Origin of the sequence: Aeromonas sp. FDAARGOS 1410, from assembly GCF_019048745.1 — a bacterium.
Lineage (GTDB): Bacteria > Pseudomonadota > Gammaproteobacteria > Enterobacterales > Aeromonadaceae > Aeromonas > Aeromonas jandaei.
Map to the genome: position 1 here is coordinate 3548966 of NZ_CP077401.1, position 22257 is coordinate 3571222.

Here is a 22257-nt window from a genome sequence, read left to right on the forward strand (position 1 = left end):
CATCCGCTGAACCATCCTGCTGTTCGTTTTTTATGCTTCAACCAGATATATCCCGCTCAGCCCTCGCTGACCAGACTCACCGCCTTGATGTAGGCGTAGATCTGCTGGTTCGGGGCGAGCGCCAGCCGTCTGGCGGAGCGGCTGGTGATCCGAGCCAGCAGTATCTGCTGACCCAGCGCCAACTGCAACAGGGTCTGGCCAGGGCGTACCTCGCGTTCAGCCAGCAATCGGGTGGTGAGGCAGTTGGAGAGACTGGAGTGCTCGATGGGGGACGTGGCAATCACCACGTCCCGCCCGGCCACCTTGATCTGCAGGGGCCCCCCCTCGTCCGGCACATGAGTCATGGTGACGCGCAACTGTTGCTCACCAAGCTGCAGGGTCGCCATCTGCTCGTCATTATCGTAGTGAGAGAGGGTCGCCGTCAGCATCACCCCTGCATCGTCGCGACTGGCGAGCGAAAGGTCGGTACGGGCGAAGATCTCGCTCGGTCGACCTTGCGCCTCCACCCGGCCATCCGCCAGCAGCACCAGCTGATCGCAGAGCAGGCTCACCTCCTCCATGGCGTGGCTGACGAAGATCATCGGGATGCCGCTCTCCTGCTGCAACCCCTTGAGCACGTGGGCCTGATGGATGCGACTGCGTCTGTCCAGCGCAGAAAAAGGTTCATCCAGTAGCAGCAGATCCGGTTCGGCCAGCAGAGCCCGGGCCAGCGCCACCCGCTGGCGCTGGCCACCGGAGAGGCCGTGAGCAGGCTGGGCCAGCAGTTCGGTAAAGCCGAGCCGAGTCGCCAGCGCCTCGGGCTGCCAGCGTCCTCGCCCCTTGCGGGCCGCCAGTTGCAGATTGCCGAGCACCGTCAGATGGGGGAAGAGGCGCGAATCCTGAAACACCAGACCGATGCGGCGCGCCTCGGGCAGCAGATCGCTCAACCCCCTGCCCTGCCAGTTCAAGGTGTCGCCCGGTGCGCGGTCCAGCCCGGCGATGATGCGCAGCAAGCTGCTCTTGCCGCAGCCGGAGGGGCCGAACAGACCGAGGATGCCCCCAAGCTCCAGCGCCAGCTCGCAATCGAGAGTAAAGGCGCCGAACCCACGTTGCACTTTTAGCAGCAGCGGATGTGTCGTGAGGATTTCACTCATCCGAACAGCCTCCGTTGCCGGCGCTGCAGCACGCCGTACACCAGCACCAGCATCACCAGCGAGAAGCCCATCAGGCCGCCCGCCAGAATATGGGCATTTTGGTAATCCATCGCCTCCACATGATCAAACAGGGCGATGGAGAGTACCTGGGTTTCGCCGGGGATATTGCCGCCAATCATCAGCACCACCCCGAACTCCCCCAGGGTGTGGGCAAAGCCGAGCGCCGCCGCCATCACAAAGCTGGGCAGCGTCATCGGCAAGATGATGTGCAAGAAGCGCTCAACCGGGCCGAACCCCAGAGTGGCGGCGGCCTCCAGCTCCTTGTTGCCCATGTTGACGAAGGCGGAGGTGAGCGGCTGCACCACGAAGGGAAGCGAGTAGAGGATGGAGGCGAGCAGCAGACCGGTAAAACTGAACGCGAGCGGCGCCCCGAAGGTGTCGCGCCACCAGGCTCCCAGCCCATAGGAGGGGGAGAAGGCCAGCAACAGATAGAAACCGAGCACCGTTGGCGGCAGCACCAGCGGCAGGGCCACCAGGGCCTCCACCACGGGTCTGAGCCGGTGCTGGCTACGCGACAGCCACCAGGCCAGCGGCGGCGAGAGCAGCAACAGGATGACAGTGGTGCTGGCTGCCAGCTTCAGGGTGAGCCAGACCGCCAGCAGATCCCCTTCACTCATCGCCTTCCTCCCGGGTAGATGCCGACAACCATGGAGAGTGTGTCTTCATTGCACAGGCGGGCCGACCCGAAGGCCAGCCCGCCGTTAGCAGATCTGCCATGCCATCACTGCGGCAGTGCATAGCCCGCAGCCTTGATCTGTGCCTGACCAGGCCCCTTGAGCCAGGTCACCAGCGCCTCGACCGCGGCCCCTTTCTTCAATACCAGCCCCTGCTGTTCGATGGGGGGATAGAGGTCAGCCGGTACGGCCCAGGCTTCGCCGGTCTTGCCCGCTTCCACCAGGTTGGCCCAGGCGACGAAGCCCAGCTCGGCGTTGCCAGTGTCGACGAACTGCCAGGTCTGGCCGATGTTGGTGCCGGTCAGCAGGCGATACTGCTTGGGATCGATCTTGAGATGGTCGAGGGCCGCCATGGCAGCGGTGCCGTAGGGCGCGGTTTTCGGGTTGGCGATGGCAAGGTTGCCCTTCCAATTGCGCAGAGTTGCCTCGTCAGGTGCAGGCCCTCCCTTCTTCCATAGCCCCAGCTGGCCGATGGCATAGGTGAAACGCTCGCTCCCCTTGCCCTCCTGCTCCAGCTTCTGCGGGGTTTTCACATCGGCGGAGAGGAAGAGATCGAACGGGGCGCCGTGACTGATCTGGGTGTAGAGCACCCCGGTCGCGGCGGAGGAGATGGCCAGGGTGTGGCCGGTTTTGGCGGTAAACTCCTTGCCGATACGCTCTATGGTGCCCTTGAAGTTGGCGGCCACGGCCACCTTGACCTCGTCGGCCTGCACGGCACCGACGTGCAGCGCACTGGCGCAGACCCCGGCGATGACTACGGATAACAGCAGTTTCATTCCTTTACCTCCTGACTGGGGCAACTTTTGTTACTCCCCAAAACAGGGCCACGGCTCCCGATGAACCTGCGCCCCTCAAACAGATCAAGCTTGCCAGCGGGCGGCGGCAGTGTTGTCGCTCTCCTTGGCCTCGACCCAGCGTTGTACCCCTTCGGCGGTCAGCTCTTTTTTCCAGAACGGCGCCCGGGTTTTCAAGAAATCCATGATGAAGTGGCAGGCCTCGAAGGCCGCTTCGCGGTGAGCGCTGCTCACCACTACCAGCACTATCTGATCGCCGAGCAGCAGCTCGCCAATGCGGTGAATCAGGGTGCACTCCTGCAGTGGCCAGCGCTCGCGCGCCTCCTGCACGATGGCGGCCAGCGCCTTCTCGGTCATGCCGGGGTAGTGCTCGAGGGCCAGCCCCTTGACGTTCTCCCCCTGATTGAAGTCGCGCACCTTGCCGACAAAGCTGACCACGGCGCCGGTGTCCTGCCGGTTGGCAAGGCGGGCATATTCGTCAGCCAGCGAGAAATCCGCCCGCTGTACCAGAATGCGATCGGTCATGGTTGCGTTGCTCATCCTTAACCTCCGGTCACCGGCGGGAAGAAGGCGACCTCATCGCCATCATTCAGAGGCGTATCCAGCGGCACCAGGCTCTGGTTGACCGCAACCAAGAGCTTGCCTGCTTCCAGCGCCAGCGCCCACTTGTCGCCGCGCTCACACAGGGCTGTACGCAGCTGCTCGGCAGTGACGTACTCGCAAGGCAGGCTCAGCTCGTCGCAGGCCACCAGCTCTCTTACTTGCGCAAAAAAGAGTACCTTGATCATGCTTGCTCCCCACTATTTGACCCCAACTGAAAATGGCCGGACTTGCCGCCTTTCTTCTCTACCAGACGTACCTGTTCGATCACCATGTCTTTCTGCACCGCCTTGCACATGTCGTAGATGGTCAACGCCGCTACCGACGCAGCGGTCAGCGCCTCCATCTCCACCCCGGTCTTGCCGGAGAGCTTGCAGAGGGTGCGAATATGTACCCGATTCAGCTCGACCAGCGGCACTATCTCCACCTCGACCCGGGTCAATGCCAGCGGATGACAGAGGGGAATGAGATCCGCGGTCTTCTTGGCCGCCATGATGCCGGCGATACGGGCGGTAGCGAACACATCGCCCTTGTGGTGCTGGCCGCTCAGGATCAGGGCCAGCGTTTCCGGCGCCATGGCGACAAACGCCTCGGCACGAGCCTCACGCTCGGTCACCTGCTTGTCGGTCACATCCACCATGTGGGCTTCGCCGCTCTGGTTGAGATGAGTCAGGTTGGAATGGTTCTGGTTCATCACTTGCCCTCAAAGATGGGAGACAAAGTTGCACGGCTTGGTGCGGGCATCGAGCTGATCGCGGATAAGCTTCTCCCACCCCAGCTGGCAGGCGCCGGTAGAGCCCGGCAGGCAGCAGATCAGGGTGCGATTGGCCAAACCCGCCAGCGCGCGACTCTGCATGGCGGAACCCCTGATTTCGGCAAAGGAGAGCTGGCGGAACAGTTCGCCAAAGCCCTGAACGGTGCGCTCGAACAGCACGCCGACCGCCTCGGGCACCCGGTTCTGCTCGTTGAAGCCGGTACCGCCGTTGACCAGCACCACCTGCACCCCCTCATCGGCGATCCAGTCGCTTACCTGAGCGCGGATACGAAACAGGTTGTCGGGGCAGAGCGCGCGATCGGCCAGCTGATGGCCCGTTTCAGTCAGGGCGGAGACCAGATAGTCCCCCGAGCTGTCATCGGCGGCGGTGCGGCTGTCGGAAACCGTCAGCACGGCGATCTTGAGGGGAATGAATGCGTTGTTTTTCTGTCCCATCGGGCAGCTCCTTGTGGCTATGGGCCGTCAACGAGGTAGGAAGAGAAGAGAGTATGAGAGGCCATCCGCCACCACCAGAACCGGTGTGGACAGAGTGGACTACTTGCTCAAGCGTTTGACGGCGGGCTGATTCTATCAAAGGTTTCACGAGATATGGGATTTAAAAGACTCACAAATCTGATGCTTGTCCCAGATATGCCGAGTTGTTGCGGCACGCCCAAAAACACAGGCCGGGTTGCCCCGGCCTGAACTGCTTGGTTAGAACCCTTTCACCCCGGTCATGTCGGGTAGCTGGTGCGCAATCCCCTTGTGACAGTCGATGCAGGTGGCCTGCCCCTCCTTGCCGAGGTTGGCCGAGTGCATCTTGGCGGCACGCTGCCCCTGCAGGGAGAAGTCCATGTACTCGAAGTTGTGGCAGTTGCGGCACTCGCGCGAATCGGTCTCTTTCATCCGCTGCCACTCCCGCTCCGCCATCTCGCGGCGGTGACTCTCGAACTTCTCGCGGGTGTCCACCTTACCGGTGATCATGCCCCACAGCTCCTTGGAAGCCTGCACCTTGCGGATGATCTTGTAGGTCCACTCATGCGGTACGTGGCAATCAGGGCAGCTGGCGCGCACCCCGGAGCGGTTGGAGTAGTGGATGGTGTCGCGATACTCCTCGAACACGTTGTCCTTCATCTCGTGACAGCTGGTACAGAAGGCTTCGGTGTTGGAAGCCTCCATGGCGGTGTTGAAACCGCCCCAGAAGATAACGCCGCCAAAGAAGCCCATCAGCAACAGCACCCAGAGGGCCGCCTTGGAGGGGGACTTGAAGGTGATCCACAGACGCTGGATAAAGCCGGGTAATTTCATCTATGGATTCCTCAGTTCAGCGCTTCAACCGGTTTGAACGTATTCCCCACCAGCGGCTTGGCATCCGCTTGCGGCACGTGGCACTGCAGGCAGAAGTAGCGACGCGGCGACACTTCGCCCAGGGTCATGCCATCGCGGGTTTCGAAGTGGGTCGGGCTTATTTTGGGGGCCTTCATGGCACTGGCATTCTTGAAGCTGTGACAAGCCAGGCACTTGTTGACCTTGGTATCCACCTCGTAGTTGCGGATATCGTGGGGGATCAGCGGCGGCTGATGCATGTACTGGCGATCATAGGGCTCGCCATCCTTGCGGAAATTCTTCATGGGTGCGGCATTGGCATCGGTCACCAGATCGGTGGCGCCCCGCTCGGACTTGAGCCCGCCGGTGCTGTTGGTGATCTCGGGGACGGCCGCCATCAGGGAACCCGCCATCAGGCAGGCCAGCATTGCTCCAATCAGCTTTTTCATTATGTGTTCTCCGACGTTTTTTCTGCCTTGATGGCAAAACCTACAGTGATTTCAAAAACTTGTTCCGCGCAGACATCGATGCAGCGGCCACAGTTGGTACACTCCTGAGCCACAATCAAGGGCCCGTGACCGCGCTTGGCACCGTGAACGGGGCCGCGCAGGATGGGACGCTCCGGGCAGACCGCATAACAATCCATACAGTTGTTGCACCGCTCGCGCCCCTTGGCAGAAATCTTGATGAATCCGACCCGGTTGAGCAGGGCATAGAAGGCCCCCACCGGACAGAGATGACCACACCAGCCCCGCTCAACCACGAAGAGATCGAACAGGAACAGCACCACCAGCAGAGCCCAGCCCGCCCCCATGCCAAACAGCAGACCGCGCATGGCGAGCGACACCGGGTTGACCAGTTCCCACACCAGCACGCCTGTCACCGCCGGTGCCACCAGCGCCATAGCCAGCAGCCAGTAACGGGTAGCACGGCTGAACTGACCGTTGCCCTTGAGGCCAAGCCGCCCCCTGAGCCAGGCCGCCGCATCCGTGATGAGGTTGACCGGACAGACCCAGGAGCAGAACACCCGCCCCCCGACCAGCCAGTAACCGACCAGCACGATGGCTGCCCCCAGCCAGAGGGTGGAGATGGGCCAATGGCCTGCGACCACCGATTGCAGCAGGGTCAGCGGATCGGTGAGCGGCACCGTCTCCAGCAACAGCGAGCTGGAGAGGTTGCCCTTGAGGATCCAGACACCCGCCAGCGGCCCCAGCAGGAACAATGCGAGCACACCGAACTGACTGAGCCTGCGCAGCAGCAGGAAACGGTGGGAACGCCACCACCCCAGCTTGATGCGCGCCTCGGCCCCCGGATAACGACTCATAGTCCCTCCGGTTTACGGGTTGGCAGAGTGAGCCTGTCGCCAATGAGCGACTTGCCCGCCTTCGCCTTCTCTTCCCAGCCAAGCCGGTAGTGATGACCCAGCTCCCCCTTGGCGAGCTGACGGGGCACCACCTTGATGGCTGCCTCTTCCAGTACGCAGGCATGCTCGCACTTGCCACAGCCGGTACAGATATCGCTGTGCACCGTGGGCAAGAACATAGCGTGCTTGCCAGTGCGCTGGTTGTGCTGCAGCTCCAGGGTGATCGCCTTGTCGATCAACGGGCAGACCCGATAACAGACATCGCAACGCAAACCGAGATAGTTGAGGCAGGTCTCGTGATCGATGAGCACTGCGACCCCCATCCGCGCCTGATCGATATCGGTCATCTGCTGATCCAGCGCCCCGCTCGGGCAGGCCACCACGCAAGGGATGTCATCACACATCTCGCACGGGACGGCGCGCGCCTTGAAATAAGGGGTGCCGGTGGTCACAGGGTCAAACAGCCGGGCGAGCTTGAGGGTGTCGTAGGGGCACGCCTCGACGCATAGTCCGCAGCGCACGCAGGCGCCGAGGAACTCAGCTTCGTCGAGGGCGGCAGGGGGACGCAGCGCCTGAGCCGGCACTGCATGCACCTGCTGGCGGGCCATGCCGCCGAGCCCCACGCCAAGCAGGCTCACACCGCAAGCCCCCTTGGCCATGTCGGCCAGAAACTGGCGACGACTACGACTCATCTCGACTCCCCGCCTCAGGCCTTCATCACCTTGACGGCGCACTTCTTGTAATCGGTCTCTTTGGAGAGCGGATCGGTGGCGTCCAGGGTCAGCTTGTTGACCAGCTGGCTCGCATCAAAGAAGGGCATGAAGACCAGTCCCTTGGGCGGACGGTTGCGACCACGGGTCTCGACCCGGGTTTTCACCTCGCCACGGCGGGAGGAGACGATCACCTCTTCACCACGACGCACGCCACGGGCCTTGGCATCGTCCGGGTGCATGAAGAGCACCGCATCCGGGAAGGCACGATAGAGCTCGGGCACCCGGCGGGTCATGGTACCGGTGTGCCAGTGTTCCAGCACGCGACCGGTGGAGAGCCACAGATCGTACTCTTTATCCGGCGACTCGGCGGCGGGTTCGAACGGCAGGGCGAAGATGACCGCCTTGCCATCGGGTTTGCCATAGAAGCGCACCCCCTCGCCCGCTTTCACATAGGGGTCAAACCCTTCGCGATAGCGCCACAGGGTCTCTTTGCCATCCACTACCGGCCAGCGCAGACCGCGCGCTTCGTGGTACTGATCGAACGGCGCCAGATCGTGACCGTGGCCACGACCAAAGGTGGCGTACTCCTCAAACAGACCCTTCTGGACGTAGAAACCGAAGTGTTCGGCTTCGTCGTTCAGCATCCCCTTGCTCTGCTCTTTCGGGAACTGGTTGACCTGACCGTTGGCATAGAGCACGTCGAACAGGGTCTTGCCCTTCACTTCCGGCATCTTGGCAATCAGTTCAGCAGGCCACACTTCCTCAACCTTGAAGCGCTTGGAGAACTCCATCAGCTGCCACAAGTCGGACTTGGCCCCTTCCGGTGCCTTCACCTGCTGGTGCCAGAACTGGGTGCGGCGCTCGGCATTGCCGTAGGCGCCCTCTTTCTCCACCCACATGGCGGTGGGCAGGATGAGGTCAGCGGCCTGGGCGGTAACGGTCGGGTACGGGTCGGAGACCACGATAAAGTTACGCGGGTCGCGATAACCAGGCAGACGATCGGTATTCATGTTGGGACCGGCCTGCATATTGTTGTTGCACATCACCCAGTAGGCGTTGAGCTTGCCATCCTTGAGCATGCGATCCTGCAGCACGGCGTGGTAACCCACCTGCTCCGGGATGGTGCCTTCCGGCAGTTTCCAGATCTTCTCGGCAATGGCGCGATGCTTGGGATCGGTCACCACCATGTCGGCTGGCAGACGGTGGGCAAAGGTGCCCACTTCCCGCGCGGTACCGCAGGCTGAAGGCTGGCCAGTCAGGGAGAAGGGGCCAGAGCCCGGCTCGGAGATCTTGCCGGTGAGCAGGTGGATGTTGTAGCAGAGGTTGTTGGCCCAGACACCGCGAGTATGCTGGTTGAAACCCATGGTCCAGTAAGAGACCACTTTCTTGCTCGGATCGGCATAGAGCTTGGCCAGCTTTTCCAGCTTCTCTTTGGAGACGCCGGAGAGCTTGGAGACCGACTCAACATCGTAGTCGGCCACGAACTTGGCAAACTCCTCGAAGGTCATCGGAGTGGCATCGCCGCTGTCCGGGTTCTTCGCTTTCTGCTGCAGCGGGTTGGTCGGACGCAGACCGTAACCGATGTCGGTGACACCTTTCTTGAACACGGTGTGCTTGTTGACGAAGTCCCAGTTCACCTTGTCGTTCTGGATGATGTAGTTGGCGACATAGTTGAGGATCGCCAGATCGGTCTGGGGGGTAAATACAATGCCGTTGTCCGCCAGTTCGAAGCTGCGGTGCTCGAAAGTGGAGAGCACGTGCACCTGCACATCCGGATTGGAGAGACGGCGATCGGACATCCGCGACCAGAGGATGGGGTGCATCTCGGCCATGTTGGAGCCCCACAGCACGAACGCATCGGCCTGCTCGATATCGTCATAGCAGCCCATCGGCTCATCCATACCGAAGGTACGCATAAAGCCGACGACCGCGGAGGCCATGCAGTGGCGGGCGTTGGGGTCGATGTTGTTGGTACGGAAACCGGCCTTCATCAGCTTGGCGGCGGCGTAACCTTCCCAAACGGTCCACTGGCCGGAACCGAACATGCCAACGGCAGTCGGCCCCTTCTCTTTGAGGGTGGCCTTGAACTTCTCGGCCATGATGTCGAAGGCCTGATCCCAGCTGATGGGAGCGAAGTCGCCATCCTTGTCGAACTTGCCGTTCTTCATCCGCAGCATCGGCTGGGTGAGGCGATCCTGACCGTACATGATCTTGGAGAGGAAGTAGCCCTTGATGCAGTTGAGGCCACGGTTGACCGGCGCATCGGGGTCGCCCTGAGTCGCCACGACACGGCCATCCTGGGAACCGACCAGCACGGAGCAGCCGGTACCGCAGAAGCGGCAAGGCGCTTTATCCCAGTGGATGGCAGTCTTGTCGGTACTGGTGATGAGATTGGCCGCCAGGGTGGGGGCACTGACACCGGCCACGGCAGCGGCAGCCGCCACCGCGTTGGCCTTCATAAAGTCGCGTCGACTCAGCTTCATGACATATCCTCGCATTGCTTGTCGCGTAAGTTATCGAGTGTATTTAACTGGCGCTCGCTCAAGGCTACGAACCGCATACCAGTGCCTCGTTTTTATCGCATCAACTAGAAACCACTCAGTCAGATCATGGAGACCCGACTTCACGGCACCTTATTCATTGCTGGGCATCGAGTTCATCGAACTGATGGTAAATCAGGGCGGCAGAGAGCACGCCCGGCATCGCCTGTATCGCATCGATGGCCGCCATGATCGGCCGCTGGCTTGCCCCTTCCAGGGTCACCACCAGCTTGCCTTCGTCGGTGACGGCGTGGATCTCGGCACCGTCGAGGGCCGCAATCTCTTCTGCGAGCTGGTGACGCAAGGTGGGCTGGGTCAGCACCACCAGACTCGAAACATGAAACTCCTGACTCATTGTGACTCCCGGGTCATTCAATGCCTGATTCATTCTGACTCTTCTGTGCACTGGCCGCCGAGCCATCCACCTTGATGCTGCCAACCGGGCAGTCCTGCACACAGGCACCACAGCCGTTGCAGCTATCCAGCTCAATGACCGGGGTGGGTACCCGCCCCAGTGTCGGAATAAAGCGAATGGCCCGCGGTTCACAGCTGTCCTGACAACGCTGGCAATAAACCTGACCATTGGCCAGGCAGTTGGCGGCAATGGACGCCTTGTATTGCCAAGGCGTCTCCGATGCTGGCCGAAACAGCGGCTCCTTGCAGGCGGCAACGCAGTCACCGCAAAAGGTGCACTCGCCGCGCTGAAAGTCGACGGTGGGGAAACCTCCCTCTCCGTTGATCAGGATCTGCTCCGGGCAGGCGGCCAGACAATCACCGCAGCGGGTACATCCGGCCGAGAATTGCGACCAGGCCACCGACCAGGGCAGTTGCACCGGAGGCTCGGCAACCCGCAAGCGGCCCCGAAACAGGCCACGGCGGGCAAGATCGATCTCTTCCGGCATATTGACTCCCGTTTCAGTGATGAAGGGTGCGGCACGAGTCCTTGATTGGCATTTTCGATACCAATTATAAGGGTGGGTGTATATTGCGGCCCTGACAAGTTAAGGGATATACCACCAGGGAGATAAACAGGGGGGATTTTTGCGCCAGATCAAAGCCTTGGCGCAGAACAAAAAGGGAGGTATCGATGAAAATACCTCCATATGAGGATTGCTATTTAATCAATGGCTATTTTTGTGGTCAGCCACCGATTGAAGCAAGGTGAGGGGTTGCTCCGGCATTGCCTTCGTGCAAACGGTGGGTGGCACTCTTGCCGCTCAGGGCAGAACGAATCCGCTGCTGCAGCGCCTCCTGCTGCTCGTCTGCAGTTAGCAGATCCCGCAGCTCGACCCCATTGTCGCCAAACAGACAGAGGTGCAACTTTCCTGCCGAAGAGACTCGCAGCCGGTTGCAACCGGCACAGAAATCCTTGCTGTAGGGCATGATGAGACCCACCCCACCCTGCGACTCCGGATGCATGAATACCTGCGCCGGGCCGTCATCCTTGCCGCGCAGCTGCTGCAGCCAACCACTCTCCAGCAGGCGCTGCTTTATCCCCTCACCGCTGACATGGTGATCGCGAAACAGGGTATCCATCTCGCCGGTCTGCATCAGTTCGATAAAGCGCAGCTCGATGGGCTTGTGCTTGATCCAGCCGAGGAAAGCCTCCAGCTGATAGTCGTTCAGCCCTTTGAGGAGCACCGCATTGATCTTCACCGATTTGAAACCGGCGGCGAGCGCCGCTTCGATCCCCTCCATCACCTCCGCCAGCTTGTTCTCACCGGTGATCTGGTGAAACTGGCGCGGGTCCAGGCTATCGACACTGACATTCAGCGCATTGAGCCCGGCGTCAAACCACTCGCGGGCCCGCTCTTTCAAGCGATAACCGTTGGTGGTCATGGCGATTTTTTCGATGCCCGGCGTGGTCGCGATCACATTGACGATCTCGGTGAAATCACGACGCAAGGAGGGCTCGCCGCCGGTAATTCGCACCTTGCGGGTTCCCATGGCAGCAAAGCCATGCACTACGCGGCGGATCTCATCGAGCGAGAGAAAGGATTTTCGTCCTCCCTTGTGACCTTCTGGAGGGCGATAACCATCCGGCAGACAGTAGGTGCAACGGAAGTTGCACACATCGGTCACCGAGAGACGCAAATAGTAAAAACGACGGGAAAAACCATCTTCAAGAGGCAACATAAACACCTTTCCAAATACGGGAGGCCAGGGCATTTCTTTCCTGACCCTTACAGCTCGAACATCGGCTGACGGCTGGTTCTCCCCTATCCCAAGGACTTAGGCAGAACCGCTCGGAGTTCATCTAGTTTTTCGATGCTAACACAAGTTGGAGTACACTCCCACGCATCTTGACGACGCCTTGTCACAATTCAGAGGTCAATATCAACATGAGCATGGGACACAGATTCAGAGTCCATTCGGTCAGCAGCGCCATCGGGCGCGCCATGGTATTGATCCTCTTCATGGCCAGCCTTATTGCGGTCGTTGCCATGGTCACCCTCTTCTACTCGGTACCCGATGCCAAGGCGATCAACCTCTCCGGTTCGCTGCGGATGCAGGCTTACCGGATGGCTTACGAAATCGAGCGGGGCGAGAGTGTACTGGGCCGTCTCTCCCAGTTTGAAGAGACGCTGCACGCCGCAGAGCTACAGGAGACCCAGCGCTGGATCACTCCTGCCTCCCTGCGCCGCACCTATGGCGAAGTGCTCGATCAGTGGCAGGAGATGCGTCAGCACATCGAAAACAGCACCCCCAGACGCTACACCGACAACACCGAGAAGTTTGTGGCGGCCATCGACAATTTCGTCAATCAGATGCAGTACCACGTCGAGTTCAAGGTACGGATGCTGGCACTGGCTGAGGGGCTCGGTCTGCTCGCCATCATCCTCATCGCCTGGTTTACGGTGCGCTTTACCCGCAAGCAGGTGGTCGCCCCGCTCAATCAGCTGGTCTATTGTGCCCGCCAGATCCAGCGCCAGGATTTCGATCTGCAACTGCCCAGCCACGGTGAAAACGAGTTGGGGGAACTGTCGCGTGCCTTTGTCACCATGGCCGACGAATTGGGCAAGCTCTATCGGGAGCTCGAGAACAAGGTGGAGGAGAAAACCGCCAAGCTGCAACAGGCCAACGACACTCTCTCCTTCCTCTACAGCACGGCCCAGAAGCTGCACGCAGCACCGCTCAGCACCCGCACCCTCATCAAGCTGCTGGACAGGGCGGCAGCCCACCAGCATATCGATTACATCCGGCTGACCCGCTTCGAAAATAACGCCATGCCGGTCTATACCTCCGGGCGAACCGGCTGGCCCGGCGATCTCGATGCGGTAGCCAGTTTCTATCTGCAGATGGATGATCAGGAGTTTGGCCGGCTCGACATCATCAGTCAGCACCCCATTGACGAGCGGCTGATCAGAAACTTCACCATGTTGCTGGCCCAGGTGCTGCACAAGGATCAGACCCTGCTGCAACACCAGCGGCTGCTGCTGATGGAGGAGCGGGCCGTCATCGCCCGCGAGCTGCACGACTCGCTGGCGCAGGCTCTCTCCTACCTCAAGATCCAGTCCACCCTGCTCAAACGCTCCTACGCCAAGGGGCAACAGGATAAGGCACAGGAGGCGATGCAGCAGATCGACGAAGGGCTCAGCAACGCCTACACCCAGCTGCGCGAGCTGCTCGGTACCTTCCGCCTCACCATAGGGGACGCCAATCTCGGTGAAGCGATCCGGGTGATGCTCGATCAGTTACAGCCCCAGACCAACGCCGAGATCCGGTTCCACTACGGTCTGGCTGACTCGGATCTTGAAGCGGGCCAGCACATCCATATTCTGCAGCTGATCCGTGAGGCAGTGCTCAACGCCATCAAACATGCCAATGCGCAAGTGATTGATGTTAGCTGTGAGACCCTCGCCAGTGGTAACATCGAGGTTCAGATTTCAGATGACGGTGTCGGTATTGGACTCGCCAGCTCGGCGATCAACCATTACGGCTTGAGTATCATGAACGAACGCGCCAACAAACTGCACGGCCTGTTGACCATCAACGAACAGCAGCCACAAGGCACCCGTGTGCATCTGACTTTTCCCACCAGTCTAGCGAGAGACGCCTGATGGACGAGATGAAATACAGTGTTTTGGTCGTAGATGACCATCCCCTGATGCGCAAAGGGATTGTGCAGTTACTGGCTCTGGAAGAGAACATGGAGGTGATCGGTGAAGCCTCCAACGGTACTGACGCCGTGGCATTGGCCAAGGAGTCCGAGCCGGACCTGATCCTGCTCGACCTCAATATGAAAGGGCTCTCCGGTCTCGATACCCTCAAGGCACTGCGGGCCGAAGAGGTCACCTCCCGGGTCGTCATCCTGACTGTCTCCGATGCCCGCCAGGATGTAGTAGCCCTGCTCAAGGCCGGTGCCGATGGCTACCTGCTCAAGGACACCGAACCGGATCTGCTGCTGGCCCAACTGGCTGACGTGATGACCGGCAAGCAGATCCTGAGCGAGCCGCTGCGCCCCTACCTCGAGAATATCTACGAGCTGGATCACCTGCAGCAGAAGCTTGAGAGCTTAACGCGTCGCGAAATGCAAATCCTGCGTGAAATTGCAAAAGGCCTCTCCAATAAACAGGTCGCTTCCGTGCTCCATATCTCCGAGGGAACAGTCAAGGTTCACGTGAAGAGCCTGCTGAAGAAACTCGAGGCGCAGAGCCGCGTGGAAGCGGCTGTCATGTATCTTGAGCAGCGTAACTAAACGCCCTCAACCGCCCGAAAAGCCACCTTCCGGTGGCTTTTTTCATTCTCTGGCACAGTCGCTGCATTGACCTATTCAGCAACTACTCAATGGAGGATGGAACATGAAACTGCAACCTTTGGCCCTGTTCCCCTTGCCTTCCCACATACTCCCGGGCGGCAAGCTGCCTCTGCGTTTGTTCGAACCCCGTCATCTGCAGATGCTCAAAGAGTCATTCATCAACGATCAGGGCTTTGGCATCGTGATGGAAGAGTCGACTACCTCGGGACAAGCAGGTCGCATCCTGCCGGTCGGTACCCGGGTCAAGGTGACCGACTTCTACACCCTGAACGATGGGATGCTGGGGATCACCGTACTGGGGCTGGAGCGCTTCTGCATCCACGAGATGGAGACCGACGAGCTGGGACTGCGTCGCGCCAAAGTGGAAACGCTGCCCAACTGGCCCAGCACCCACTCCGATTTCCACGACAAATTGCTGGTGAACCGCCTGCGCGAGGTGTTCGAGCAATATCCGGAACTTGATGAACTCTACCCGGAGAAGCGCTTTGAAGATGCAGCCTGGCTCTGTCAGCGCTGGCTCGAAATCCTGCCGATGCCGATTTATGAAAAGCAGATGCTGATAGCCAAACAGAACAGCGAAGCGGCTCGCAAATTCCTGCATCGCCTGATTTCACAATGACAAAAACAGCTTTGCAAAATGCAATTATTCCAACAATGAAAATCGAAAATTCGCATTTTGCAAATGAGTAGTAACACAACAAGCCATAACAAGAGAGAGCCGCTGCGCTAAACGGCCAAATTGAACATAAAAGAGTCATTTAAAAGTTGGCACAGATTTTTCATATAGATTTGTACAACCCGATTTATCCCGTGCTCTCTTCAGTATTTGCTGAAGATCTGGTCAACCCACAAAGTTGACCATTTTTTTATCCGCGCGTCGGCAAACGCTGACCAAAGTGTCGTTGCAAGCAGTCACGCAGCCGTGACAAGGTGATCGGCTTGGCGAGAAAATCATCCATCCCCTGCGCCAGACAGCAGGCCTTGTCCTCTGCCATCGCATTGGCCGTCAACGCGACGATGGGCATGGTGTAACCCATCTCCCGCAGCCGTCTGGTCGCCTCCAGCCCATCCATCTGCGGCATCCGCATATCCATCAGGATCAGATCCGGCTGCTGTTGCTCCACTTGCGCCAGCGCATCCAGCCCATTGACGGCCAACCGGACATGGCTCACCAGTTTTTGCAGCATCAGTGACACCACCAGCTGATTGACCGGGCTATCCTCCACCACCAGCACATCGAGCGGCTGCAGGGCGGGAGCACTCTCTTCCCGCGCTGGCTGGCAGTGACAGGGCAGCGCCATGTTGCTGAGCTCAAACCAGAAGCAACTCCCCTTGCCAGGCTCACTCTCCAGCCGGATCTCCCCACCCATCAGGGAAACCAGCCGCTTGCTGATGGCAAGGCCCAGGCCGGTCCCCGAGAAGCGACGGGTTGCCGAGTTATCAACCTGCGAGAAGGGTTCAAAAAGCTGGGCCTGATCCTCCGGGGCAATCCCGATCCCGGTATCACTCACCGAAACCCGCAATTTATCCTCATGCCAACTCAGCCGCAGGGTCACCCTCCCCTCATCGGTAAATTTGAGGGCGTTGTCGAGCAAATTGCCAATCACCTGGGAGAGCCGCATCGGATCTCCCTGTAACTCCCCGGGCACCACATCGTCTACTTCACAGCACAACTCGATCCCCTTGGCATCGGCCCTTGCCTGCAGCGGCTCGATAAGCGACTGGCAGAGGCGTTCTGTCTGCATCGTCTCGCAGTGAAATACCAGGGTCTGGGATTCGATTTTCGAGAAGTCGAGCACATCGTCGATGATGGTTTGCAGCAATCTGGCCGAGTGGGTCGCGTGACGCAGCAGGCTCTGCTGATCTGGTGCCAGCTCGGCATGTTGCAACAGATCGAGCATGCCCAGCACCGCATTCATCGGAGAGCGGATCTCGTGGGTCATCATGGCCAGAAACTGGGATTTGGCGCGGTTGGCCGCCTCGGCTTCGTCCCGCGCCCGAGCCAGCTCCTCCTCACGCCGGATCTGGCTGCTGATGTCCCGGGCAGTGCCGCGATAGCCGATAAAGTTGCGCTCTTCATCGAAGCTCGGCTCGGCGCTCACCTCCATCCAGCAAGGTCCTCCCTGCAGAGCGACCTGCATTCGCACTGCGCGAACCGGCTGACGCTGTTCCAGCAATTCGAGGTAGACGTTGGCTTCCCGGCTGCCCTTGTTGCAAACATAGTCATAGAGGGTCGGCCGGGTAGAGAGCGGCGTCTGCTCATCGAGATAGCCGGGCTCGGAGGCGTAGCTGAGTCTGTGCTCGGCATCCGTCTCCCAAAACCAGTCCGATGCCATGGCGGCAAAACTGCGAAAACGGCGCTTGCTGGCCTGCAGCGCCTCGGTCTTGGCCGCAACTTGCTCCTGCAATCGGGCCCGATAAGTGATGTTGACCAGTGCCTGCGAGATGAGCGGGCGGCAGCGCTGCATCGCCGCCTTGCTGGTGAGATCGAACGTGCCGGCACGGGAGTGTCGACAGATGATGGTGGCACTGAATCCTGGGGCCTGCAGCCCGGTAAGCATCAGGCTCGCCCATCCCGGAACTGCAGCGAGATCCGCCAGCTCCGGCAACTGGGAAGGGTCGTAGATCACCAGCGTCTCTCCCGCAATCGCCCGGCCAAATGCCGGTGTCATGGCCCAGTTACGCCCCTGCTCCACAGGATCGGTAGTGAGATGGGTGACCCCTGCTTTTCCTTCCCAAGCCACCACATCCGCATGCTCAAATCCGATAAAGGGCTTGAGCACCTGGATGAGGCTCTCCAGCACCTGCTCCGGCGTCTGGGCATCGGCCAGTGTCGCTACCCCGCTCAGCAGGGTCTGGGATTCATGCCGGTATTTGGCCTCGCGCTCACGACAACGCATCAGATCGACCAGAGTGGTCTGCAGTTTGTCGCCCAGGGCTTCCAGTTCGCTGTTGCCAATCATCTTGTTGCCTGTTCTCTAACGGGTCAGGAAGATCACGCTCGATACCATCAGGTTGCCGTGAGCCAGCTCACCGTGGGGCAGCCGCCCCTGCTCGCCGAACGTAAAGGGAGTGATAAAAGGGATCTTGCCGAGACGAGCACGGCTCTGTTCGACAAACTCGCACAACATATCACCAAGCGCCAAACGACAACCAGCACAAAAGATGATAAGCGCGCCGATAGGCTGTAATTCAACATCGACACCATAGCCCGGCTCGATCCGGATTGCATTGAGGCTACGTTGCAGCAATCCCTCCTGACTGCTGTACATCAGGAGCAACCGTTCGCCCGGCGCCACGTCGGTAAAGAGGCGCAAGCCTCCCTGCTCGGTAACCGCCTCCGGATGAGAGAGCTTGTAATAGGGAATACCATCGAGGGAGCCCACCTGACGAGCCAGTGGATTGAGCGTGGTTTCGCGCAAGATGGGGCCCACAGGCCAGGGGGACTCGCGCCCGCACCAACGGGCATAGACCTCTGCGGCAGGCTGGTGATCAATAGTCAGCACCTCCCGCCCATGGCAGGCGGTGATCTCGCCGCTGCATTCGGCGGGGACGTAGCCGGAGTGAAACTGAAACGCGAGCTGGCAATCGGGATAGAGCACCGCCAGCACGATGCCATCGCGGGTCATCGACTCATCCCAACAGAGTTGCCAGTTGCCGCTAACGCTGTTGTCGGCCGCAGAGCCGCCGACCACGGGTACGGATGCGCCCAATTCTGCCTCAATGCCGGCCAGCAGACCTTCTTCCTGGCCGGGGCTGGCATGAAAGAGGATAAGCTGGGGCAGCTCGCCGGGTCGGCCACAGTCACTCATGGCGCGACGCAGCAACTGCCGCACATCAACCTGACTACCGCTGGCTCCTGCTATGCCGTAGGCACCCGCCTCATCGTAAAATGCCGCCGCAGCCAGACCATATCCCTGTCGGGCATGATGGCCCACCTCGGTCATCACCCCACCGCAGGAGCTGCACCCCAGAAAACGGGTGGTCGGGAATTGGCGTTTTAGCTCGGAACAGACTATCTCGCCCTCATGGGCCTCGGTAAAATAGATCAGCAACAGGGAGGGAGCCTGCATGGAATGGTGGCGCAGTCGCGCACAGATCTCTTGAGCCGCCAGCGCTGAACTTTCAGCGAGGGAGTGAACGGTCAGAAATTTCAACACCATCTCCTTGTCGTATTAACGGATGCCAACCGCAAGCAAAAATCATACCCTTATCAAACAATTACCTCGATTCACTTGCTAATATAGCGGTCAACTGAGACCAATGACAGGATGCCTTCATGTGGCAGAAAAACATCAATGACTTCGAGCGGGTCGTAGCCATCGGTGGTGGCCACGGTATGGGACGAGTGCTCTCATCCCTCTCGTTCTTGGGTCAACGCCTGACCGGCATAGTCACCACAACAGATGATGGTGGCTCCACCGGACGCCTGCGCAAGAGCCAGGATTGCATCGCCTGGGGCGATCTTCGCAACTGCCTCAATCAGCTGGTGACCGATCCCAGCATCGGCAGCATGCTGTTTGAATACCGCTTCGCCGGCCGGGGCGAACTGGCGGGACATAACCTCGGCAACCTGATGCTGCTGGCACTCGATAACCTCTGTGTCCGTCCTCTTGATGCTATCAAGCTGATCAGCGACATGCTCAAAATCGAGTCACAATTGTTACCCATGTCTGAATTTCCGACCGATCTTTGCGCCAACATGGAGTGTGGCACCCGGATCCTCGGAGAGGTCTCGATTGACCAGCTCGCCTCCCCACCGCTCTCTCTTGGCCTGATGCCCGAAGTGCAGGCCACCAGAGAGGCGGTACAGGCGCTGCAACAGGCGGATATGGTCATCCTCGGGCCGGGCAGTTTTCTCACCTCCATCATGCCCCCCCTGCTGCTGGCCGAGATCGCCCAGGCCATCAACGAGAGCAACGCCATGGTGGTCTTTATCTGCAATCTGGTAGCGGAGAAAGGGCCAGCTGGCCAGCTTGATCTGAAGAGCCAGTGTCGCTGGCTGGAATCAAGAATAGGTCAGGGACGGATTGACGCCATCCTCGCCCCCAGCGAGGCCGGAGGAGCAGGGGAGTGGCAAGGCAAACTGATCGAGGCGGAGTTGGGGGAGAGCGAACTGCCTCACCGCCACGATCGCTTGAAGCTGAAACTTGCGCTGGACAGAGTGATCCAGCATCTGCTCAACGCACGCTGATTAATCTGCATGCGCCGAACCAAACAGCCTCACTGATAGGTTGCGAGGAAAGAGAGAACCTGGGGCAGGGAGTGCTCCAACTCTTGCAATTGACGCCCCGCTTCACCGGCATCGGCCTGCTTGCAGGCCATCTCCAGCGCCATCACCTGCTGGTAGCTGGGCATGGCGCCGTAGCTGCCACAGGATGATTTCATGCTGTGGGCCACTCTGGCCAGTTGTGCCCAATCGCCCCGCTCATAGAGTGGCCTGAGCTGACCCAACTGCTCACCCACCTCTTCGATAAAGACAGAGATCACCACCGGCAACATCTCCTGACCAATGTCATCGGCCAACTGCTGCAATACCTTGCGATCTACCCACTCCATGTGTGCCTCCCCTGAAAGGTATTCAAACAGACCATACTATAGATAATTCCATCAACAAGATCGCCTGCACAGCCGTTATTCCTCTGATGATGAAGTGAGCTCCAAGGTGGAAAACGTGAGAGATCTCTCACTATCGATACAGTGCAAATGGCAAAAGATACAAAAAAGTTGCCGTAAATTAACAATTAGATAACAATTCGTTTTGTCAGAGTGATATTGCTCAGCAACACCTCTCATCCCTTTTTGCCTTTATGGCTGCTGCGAAGAACCAGGGTAGTTTTCTACCCTGGTATTTTTTTATGGTGTGACGCTGATTTGGTTAGTCGCCACCCGCTCCCCAAGCCGGAACAGATTGAATTCGCCGGGGGCCATCTTGATCCAGTTCTCATTGCCAGTCAGCGGCCGCGTCGTGACCAGCGTCACCACATCGTTGGGTGTGGTCTCGCTCTGGAAATCGATCACCACCTCTTCATCCAGCAAACTCGCCTCGCCAAACGGCGCGCAGCGAGTCAGCCAGTGCAGGTTATTGCTGCAGTAGGTCATCACATACTCCCCATCCGAGAGCAGCATGTTGAATACCCCAAGCCCCCTGAGCTCATCACACAAGGTGGCCATGTAGCGAAACATGGCGGGAAAGTTGGCGGGACGCTTGGGGTACTTCTGCTCCAACCGGTCGAGCAGCCAGCATAAGGCGTGTTCGCTGTCGGTGTCTCCCACCGGGCGATGTCGCCCGGTTGGCAACTTCTTGTAGCCGGTGAGCTGCCCATTGTGGGCAAAAGTCCAGTAACGGCCCCACAGCTCGCGGGTAAAGGGGTGAGTGTTTTCCAGCGAGACGCAGCCACGGTTGGCCTGGCGGATATGGCTGACGACAGCGCAGCTCTTGATGGGCAGCGCCTGTACCAGTCTGGCGATGGGTGACTGGGCGCTGGGTTCGGGATCCTTGAAGGTGCGAAAGCCCTTCCCTTCGTAAAAGGTAATGCCCCAGCCATCCTTGTGGGGGCCGGTCTTGCCTCCACGCAGCATCAGGCCGGTAAAACTGAAACAGATATCGGTCGGCACATTGGCACTCATGCCGAGCAGTTCGCACATATCCGGATGCCCCCTTCCTTGACTACATAACAACTGGCTTCGCACTCGGGCTGGCCAGCAAACCCCGGATTAGAAGAGCAGAGAGGAGTGTATCACTGGTACTCCTCCCTGCTCCTTTATCGACAAGTTGCCGATTACTTGGCCATCTCTTTTTCGACCAGCTGGATCAGGATGTGGATCACCTTGATGTGCACTTCCTGAATGCGATCGGCATAGCCAAAGTGCGGCACCCGGATCTCGATGTCGGCCAGACCGGCCATCTTGCCGCCATCCTTGCCGGTCAGAGCGATCACTTTCATCCCCTTGGCACGGGCAGCTTCGATGGCCTTGATGATATTGCCGGAGTTACCGCTGGTGGAGATACCGAGCAGCACGTCGCCACGACGGCCGACCGCTTCCACATAGCGGGAGAATACGTAGTCATAGCCAAAATCGTTGGAGACACAGGAGAGGTGGCTCGGATCGGAGATGGCGATACCGGCGTAACCCGGGCGGTTCTCACGATAGCGACCGGTCAGCTCTTCGGCAAAATGCATGGCATCGCAGTGGGAGCCGCCATTGCCGCAGGAGAGCACCTTGCCCTCCTCCTTGAAGGAGTCGGCCAGCAGCTTGGCAGCCGCTTCAATGTTTTTCAGGTTCTGCTCGTCAGCCAGGAAAGCCTGCAGCACGCTGGCAGCTTCAGTCAGTTCGTTGCGGATCAATTCTTGGTACATGATGTCTCTTCCACTGTTTTTAGTGTGCGTGTAAGTCACCGCTATTCTCGCACAAGCCAATCCCGGAGTCGCCCCCTCCCCCTGCAACACAACCCTGTTGCCACGAGCGTTACGGGGATCACAGTCACAAGGTAATGAAGATGTAAACAGCTTGATAACTTTGTGCGTATGAATTACAAC

Annotated in this window: 24 protein-coding genes and 1 riboswitch; of the genes, 4 read left to right on the top strand and 20 right to left on the bottom strand. The window is 59.4% G+C overall.

The genetic code is table 11. The annotated features are described in order from the left end of the window. Window positions 1–56: 56 nt before the first annotated feature. The 15 genes from modC to moaA all read right to left on the bottom strand — a co-directional run bounded on the left by modC (window position 57) and on the right by moaA (window position 12093). Window positions 57–1133, bottom strand: coding sequence for a molybdenum ABC transporter ATP-binding protein (modC, locus tag I6L40_RS16430; RefSeq protein ID WP_071910939.1), 1077 nt, complete (start codon window positions 1131–1133; stop codon window positions 57–59). After that, window positions 1130–1810, bottom strand: coding sequence for a molybdate ABC transporter permease subunit (modB, locus tag I6L40_RS16435; RefSeq protein ID WP_071910937.1), 681 nt, complete (start codon window positions 1808–1810; stop codon window positions 1130–1132). Before modB ends, modC begins: the two co-directional genes overlap by 4 nt. A 104-nt stretch (window positions 1811–1914) precedes the next feature. After that, entirely contained in the window at window positions 1915–2643 is a 729-nt protein-coding gene (modA, locus tag I6L40_RS16440; protein ID WP_216994593.1) for a molybdate ABC transporter substrate-binding protein, read from the bottom strand. Between the two features lie 84 nt (window positions 2644–2727). Beyond that, window positions 2728–3201: a molybdopterin synthase catalytic subunit MoaE gene (gene moaE, locus I6L40_RS16445; protein ID WP_216994594.1), complete on the bottom strand. Its 474-nt coding sequence runs from the start codon at window positions 3199–3201 to the stop codon at window positions 2728–2730. A 2-nt stretch (window positions 3202–3203) separates the two neighbouring features. After that, complete coding sequence (moaD, locus tag I6L40_RS16450; RefSeq protein WP_216994595.1) at window positions 3204–3449, bottom strand: molybdopterin synthase sulfur carrier subunit; 246 nt, start codon at window positions 3447–3449, stop codon at window positions 3204–3206. Further along, window positions 3446–3955, bottom strand: coding sequence for a cyclic pyranopterin monophosphate synthase MoaC (moaC, locus tag I6L40_RS16455; RefSeq protein WP_216994596.1), 510 nt, complete (start codon window positions 3953–3955; stop codon window positions 3446–3448). The genes moaD and moaC overlap by 4 nt, the downstream gene beginning before the upstream one ends. Window positions 3956–3964: 9 nt before the next feature. After that, a complete protein-coding gene (gene moaB, locus I6L40_RS16460) occupies window positions 3965–4471 on the bottom strand; it encodes a molybdenum cofactor biosynthesis protein B (RefSeq protein WP_216994597.1) in 507 nt (168 codons plus the stop codon). A 258-nt stretch (window positions 4472–4729) separates the two neighbouring features. Beyond that, a complete protein-coding gene (locus tag I6L40_RS16465; RefSeq protein WP_042031377.1) occupies window positions 4730–5323 on the bottom strand; it encodes a cytochrome c3 family protein in 594 nt (197 codons plus the stop codon). Between the two features lie 11 nt (window positions 5324–5334). Beyond that, entirely contained in the window at window positions 5335–5790 is a 456-nt protein-coding gene (locus I6L40_RS16470) for a nitrate reductase cytochrome c-type subunit (RefSeq protein ID WP_033114992.1), read from the bottom strand. Next, window positions 5790–6665, bottom strand: coding sequence for a quinol dehydrogenase ferredoxin subunit NapH (napH, locus tag I6L40_RS16475; RefSeq protein WP_216994598.1), 876 nt, complete (start codon window positions 6663–6665; stop codon window positions 5790–5792). The genes I6L40_RS16470 and napH overlap by 1 nt, the downstream gene beginning before the upstream one ends. Continuing rightward, window positions 6662–7396, bottom strand: coding sequence for a ferredoxin-type protein NapG (gene napG / locus I6L40_RS16480; RefSeq protein WP_071910923.1), 735 nt, complete (start codon window positions 7394–7396; stop codon window positions 6662–6664). Before napG ends, napH begins: the two co-directional genes overlap by 4 nt. 14 nt (window positions 7397–7410) lie before the next feature. Continuing rightward, window positions 7411–9900: a nitrate reductase catalytic subunit NapA gene (gene napA / locus I6L40_RS16485; protein WP_071910921.1), complete on the bottom strand. Its 2490-nt coding sequence runs from the start codon at window positions 9898–9900 to the stop codon at window positions 7411–7413. A gap of 154 nt (window positions 9901–10054) precedes the next feature. Next, window positions 10055–10312, bottom strand: a complete 258-nt coding sequence (locus I6L40_RS16490) for a chaperone NapD (RefSeq protein ID WP_033114988.1) — start codon at window positions 10310–10312, stop codon at window positions 10055–10057. Window positions 10313–10325: 13 nt separating this feature from the next. Then, entirely contained in the window at window positions 10326–10859 is a 534-nt protein-coding gene (gene napF / locus I6L40_RS16495; protein WP_071910919.1) for a ferredoxin-type protein NapF, read from the bottom strand. Window positions 10860–11097: 238 nt separating this feature from the next. Then, complete coding sequence (moaA, locus tag I6L40_RS16500) at window positions 11098–12093, bottom strand: GTP 3',8-cyclase MoaA (protein WP_071910917.1); 996 nt, start codon at window positions 12091–12093, stop codon at window positions 11098–11100. Continuing rightward, window positions 12081–12221: riboswitch (molybdenum cofactor riboswitch) on the bottom strand. Its footprint overlaps the gene before it by 13 nt. A gap of 84 nt (window positions 12222–12305) precedes the next feature. Between moaA and narQ the strand changes: the two genes are divergently transcribed. The 3 genes from narQ to I6L40_RS16515 all read left to right on the top strand — a co-directional run bounded on the left by narQ (window position 12306) and on the right by I6L40_RS16515 (window position 15335). Continuing rightward, a complete protein-coding gene (narQ, locus tag I6L40_RS16505; RefSeq protein WP_041208739.1) occupies window positions 12306–14018 on the top strand; it encodes a nitrate/nitrite two-component system sensor histidine kinase NarQ in 1713 nt (570 codons plus the stop codon). After that, window positions 14018–14656: a two-component system response regulator NarL gene (gene narL, locus I6L40_RS16510; protein WP_033114985.1), complete on the top strand. Its 639-nt coding sequence runs from the start codon at window positions 14018–14020 to the stop codon at window positions 14654–14656. The genes narQ and narL overlap by 1 nt, the downstream gene beginning before the upstream one ends. A 103-nt stretch (window positions 14657–14759) precedes the next feature. Beyond that, window positions 14760–15335, top strand: coding sequence for an LON peptidase substrate-binding domain-containing protein (locus I6L40_RS16515; protein ID WP_033114984.1), 576 nt, complete (start codon window positions 14760–14762; stop codon window positions 15333–15335). 247 nt (window positions 15336–15582) lie between these two features. On the opposite strand, the gene I6L40_RS16520 is transcribed toward I6L40_RS16515, so the two are convergent. Both I6L40_RS16520 and I6L40_RS16525 read right to left on the bottom strand, forming a co-directional pair. Next, window positions 15583–17679, bottom strand: a complete 2097-nt coding sequence (locus I6L40_RS16520; protein WP_071910915.1) for a PAS domain-containing hybrid sensor histidine kinase/response regulator — start codon at window positions 17677–17679, stop codon at window positions 15583–15585. 15 nt (window positions 17680–17694) lie between these two features. Then, a complete protein-coding gene (locus I6L40_RS16525; RefSeq protein ID WP_041208741.1) occupies window positions 17695–18879 on the bottom strand; it encodes an FIST signal transduction protein in 1185 nt (394 codons plus the stop codon). A gap of 116 nt (window positions 18880–18995) precedes the next feature. Between I6L40_RS16525 and yvcK the strand changes: the two genes are divergently transcribed. Then, window positions 18996–19910, top strand: a complete 915-nt coding sequence (gene yvcK / locus I6L40_RS16530) for a uridine diphosphate-N-acetylglucosamine-binding protein YvcK (protein ID WP_071910913.1) — start codon at window positions 18996–18998, stop codon at window positions 19908–19910. A 29-nt stretch (window positions 19911–19939) separates the two neighbouring features. Here the strand turns inward: yvcK and I6L40_RS16535 are convergent, their stop codons facing one another. From I6L40_RS16535 to lpcA, 3 genes are all read right to left on the bottom strand, one after another. Beyond that, entirely contained in the window at window positions 19940–20275 is a 336-nt protein-coding gene (locus I6L40_RS16535) for an Hpt domain-containing protein (protein ID WP_071910911.1), read from the bottom strand. Between the two features lie 297 nt (window positions 20276–20572). After that, entirely contained in the window at window positions 20573–21364 is a 792-nt protein-coding gene (locus I6L40_RS16540; protein WP_216994599.1) for a class II glutamine amidotransferase, read from the bottom strand. 134 nt (window positions 21365–21498) lie between these two features. Beyond that, the gene (gene lpcA, locus I6L40_RS16545; RefSeq protein WP_033114978.1) at window positions 21499–22077 is read right to left on the bottom strand and encodes a D-sedoheptulose 7-phosphate isomerase; all 579 of its coding nucleotides are present in this window, start codon (window positions 22075–22077) and stop codon (window positions 21499–21501) included. Window positions 22078–22257 lie beyond the last annotated feature (180 nt).

Excerpts from the sequence above, each read along its gene's own strand:
- narQ (WP_041208739.1), top strand. The coding sequence starts at position 12,306 with ATGGGACACAGATTCAGAGTCCATTCGGTCAGCAGCGCCATCGGGCGC.
- napG (WP_071910923.1), bottom strand. The coding sequence starts at position 7,396 with ATGAGTCGTAGTCGTCGCCAGTTTCTGGCCGACATGGCCAAGGGGGCT.
- I6L40_RS16535 (WP_071910911.1), bottom strand. The coding sequence starts at position 20,275 with ATGGAGTGGGTAGATCGCAAGGTATTGCAGCAGTTGGCCGATGACATT.
- lpcA (WP_033114978.1), bottom strand. The coding sequence starts at position 22,077 with ATGTACCAAGAATTGATCCGCAACGAACTGACTGAAGCTGCCAGCGTG.
- napF (WP_071910919.1), bottom strand. The coding sequence starts at position 10,859 with ATGCCGGAAGAGATCGATCTTGCCCGCCGTGGCCTGTTTCGGGGCCGC.
- modB (WP_071910937.1), bottom strand. The coding sequence starts at position 1,810 with ATGAGTGAAGGGGATCTGCTGGCGGTCTGGCTCACCCTGAAGCTGGCA.
- I6L40_RS16525 (WP_041208741.1), bottom strand. The coding sequence starts at position 18,879 with ATGGTGTTGAAATTTCTGACCGTTCACTCCCTCGCTGAAAGTTCAGCG.
- moaA (WP_071910917.1), bottom strand. The coding sequence starts at position 12,093 with ATGTTGCCTCTTGAAGATGGTTTTTCCCGTCGTTTTTACTATTTGCGT.
- moaB (WP_216994597.1), bottom strand. The coding sequence starts at position 4,471 with ATGGGACAGAAAAACAACGCATTCATTCCCCTCAAGATCGCCGTGCTG.
- moaE (WP_216994594.1), bottom strand. The coding sequence starts at position 3,201 with ATGAGCAACGCAACCATGACCGATCGCATTCTGGTACAGCGGGCGGAT.
- napA (WP_071910921.1), bottom strand. The coding sequence starts at position 9,900 with ATGAAGCTGAGTCGACGCGACTTTATGAAGGCCAACGCGGTGGCGGCT.
- modA (WP_216994593.1), bottom strand. The coding sequence starts at position 2,643 with ATGAAACTGCTGTTATCCGTAGTCATCGCCGGGGTCTGCGCCAGTGCG.
- I6L40_RS16490 (WP_033114988.1), bottom strand. The coding sequence starts at position 10,312 with ATGAGTCAGGAGTTTCATGTTTCGAGTCTGGTGGTGCTGACCCAGCCC.
- narL (WP_033114985.1), top strand. The coding sequence starts at position 14,018 with ATGGACGAGATGAAATACAGTGTTTTGGTCGTAGATGACCATCCCCTG.
- I6L40_RS16465 (WP_042031377.1), bottom strand. The coding sequence starts at position 5,323 with ATGAAATTACCCGGCTTTATCCAGCGTCTGTGGATCACCTTCAAGTCC.
- moaC (WP_216994596.1), bottom strand. The coding sequence starts at position 3,955 with ATGAACCAGAACCATTCCAACCTGACTCATCTCAACCAGAGCGGCGAA.
- I6L40_RS16540 (WP_216994599.1), bottom strand. The coding sequence starts at position 21,364 with ATGTGCGAACTGCTCGGCATGAGTGCCAATGTGCCGACCGATATCTGT.
- yvcK (WP_071910913.1), top strand. The coding sequence starts at position 18,996 with ATGTGGCAGAAAAACATCAATGACTTCGAGCGGGTCGTAGCCATCGGT.
- moaD (WP_216994595.1), bottom strand. The coding sequence starts at position 3,449 with ATGATCAAGGTACTCTTTTTTGCGCAAGTAAGAGAGCTGGTGGCCTGC.
- napH (WP_216994598.1), bottom strand. The coding sequence starts at position 6,665 with ATGAGTCGTTATCCGGGGGCCGAGGCGCGCATCAAGCTGGGGTGGTGG.
- I6L40_RS16470 (WP_033114992.1), bottom strand. The coding sequence starts at position 5,790 with ATGAAAAAGCTGATTGGAGCAATGCTGGCCTGCCTGATGGCGGGTTCC.
- I6L40_RS16515 (WP_033114984.1), top strand. The coding sequence starts at position 14,760 with ATGAAACTGCAACCTTTGGCCCTGTTCCCCTTGCCTTCCCACATACTC.
- modC (WP_071910939.1), bottom strand. The coding sequence starts at position 1,133 with ATGAGTGAAATCCTCACGACACATCCGCTGCTGCTAAAAGTGCAACGT.
- I6L40_RS16520 (WP_071910915.1), bottom strand. The coding sequence starts at position 17,679 with ATGATTGGCAACAGCGAACTGGAAGCCCTGGGCGACAAACTGCAGACC.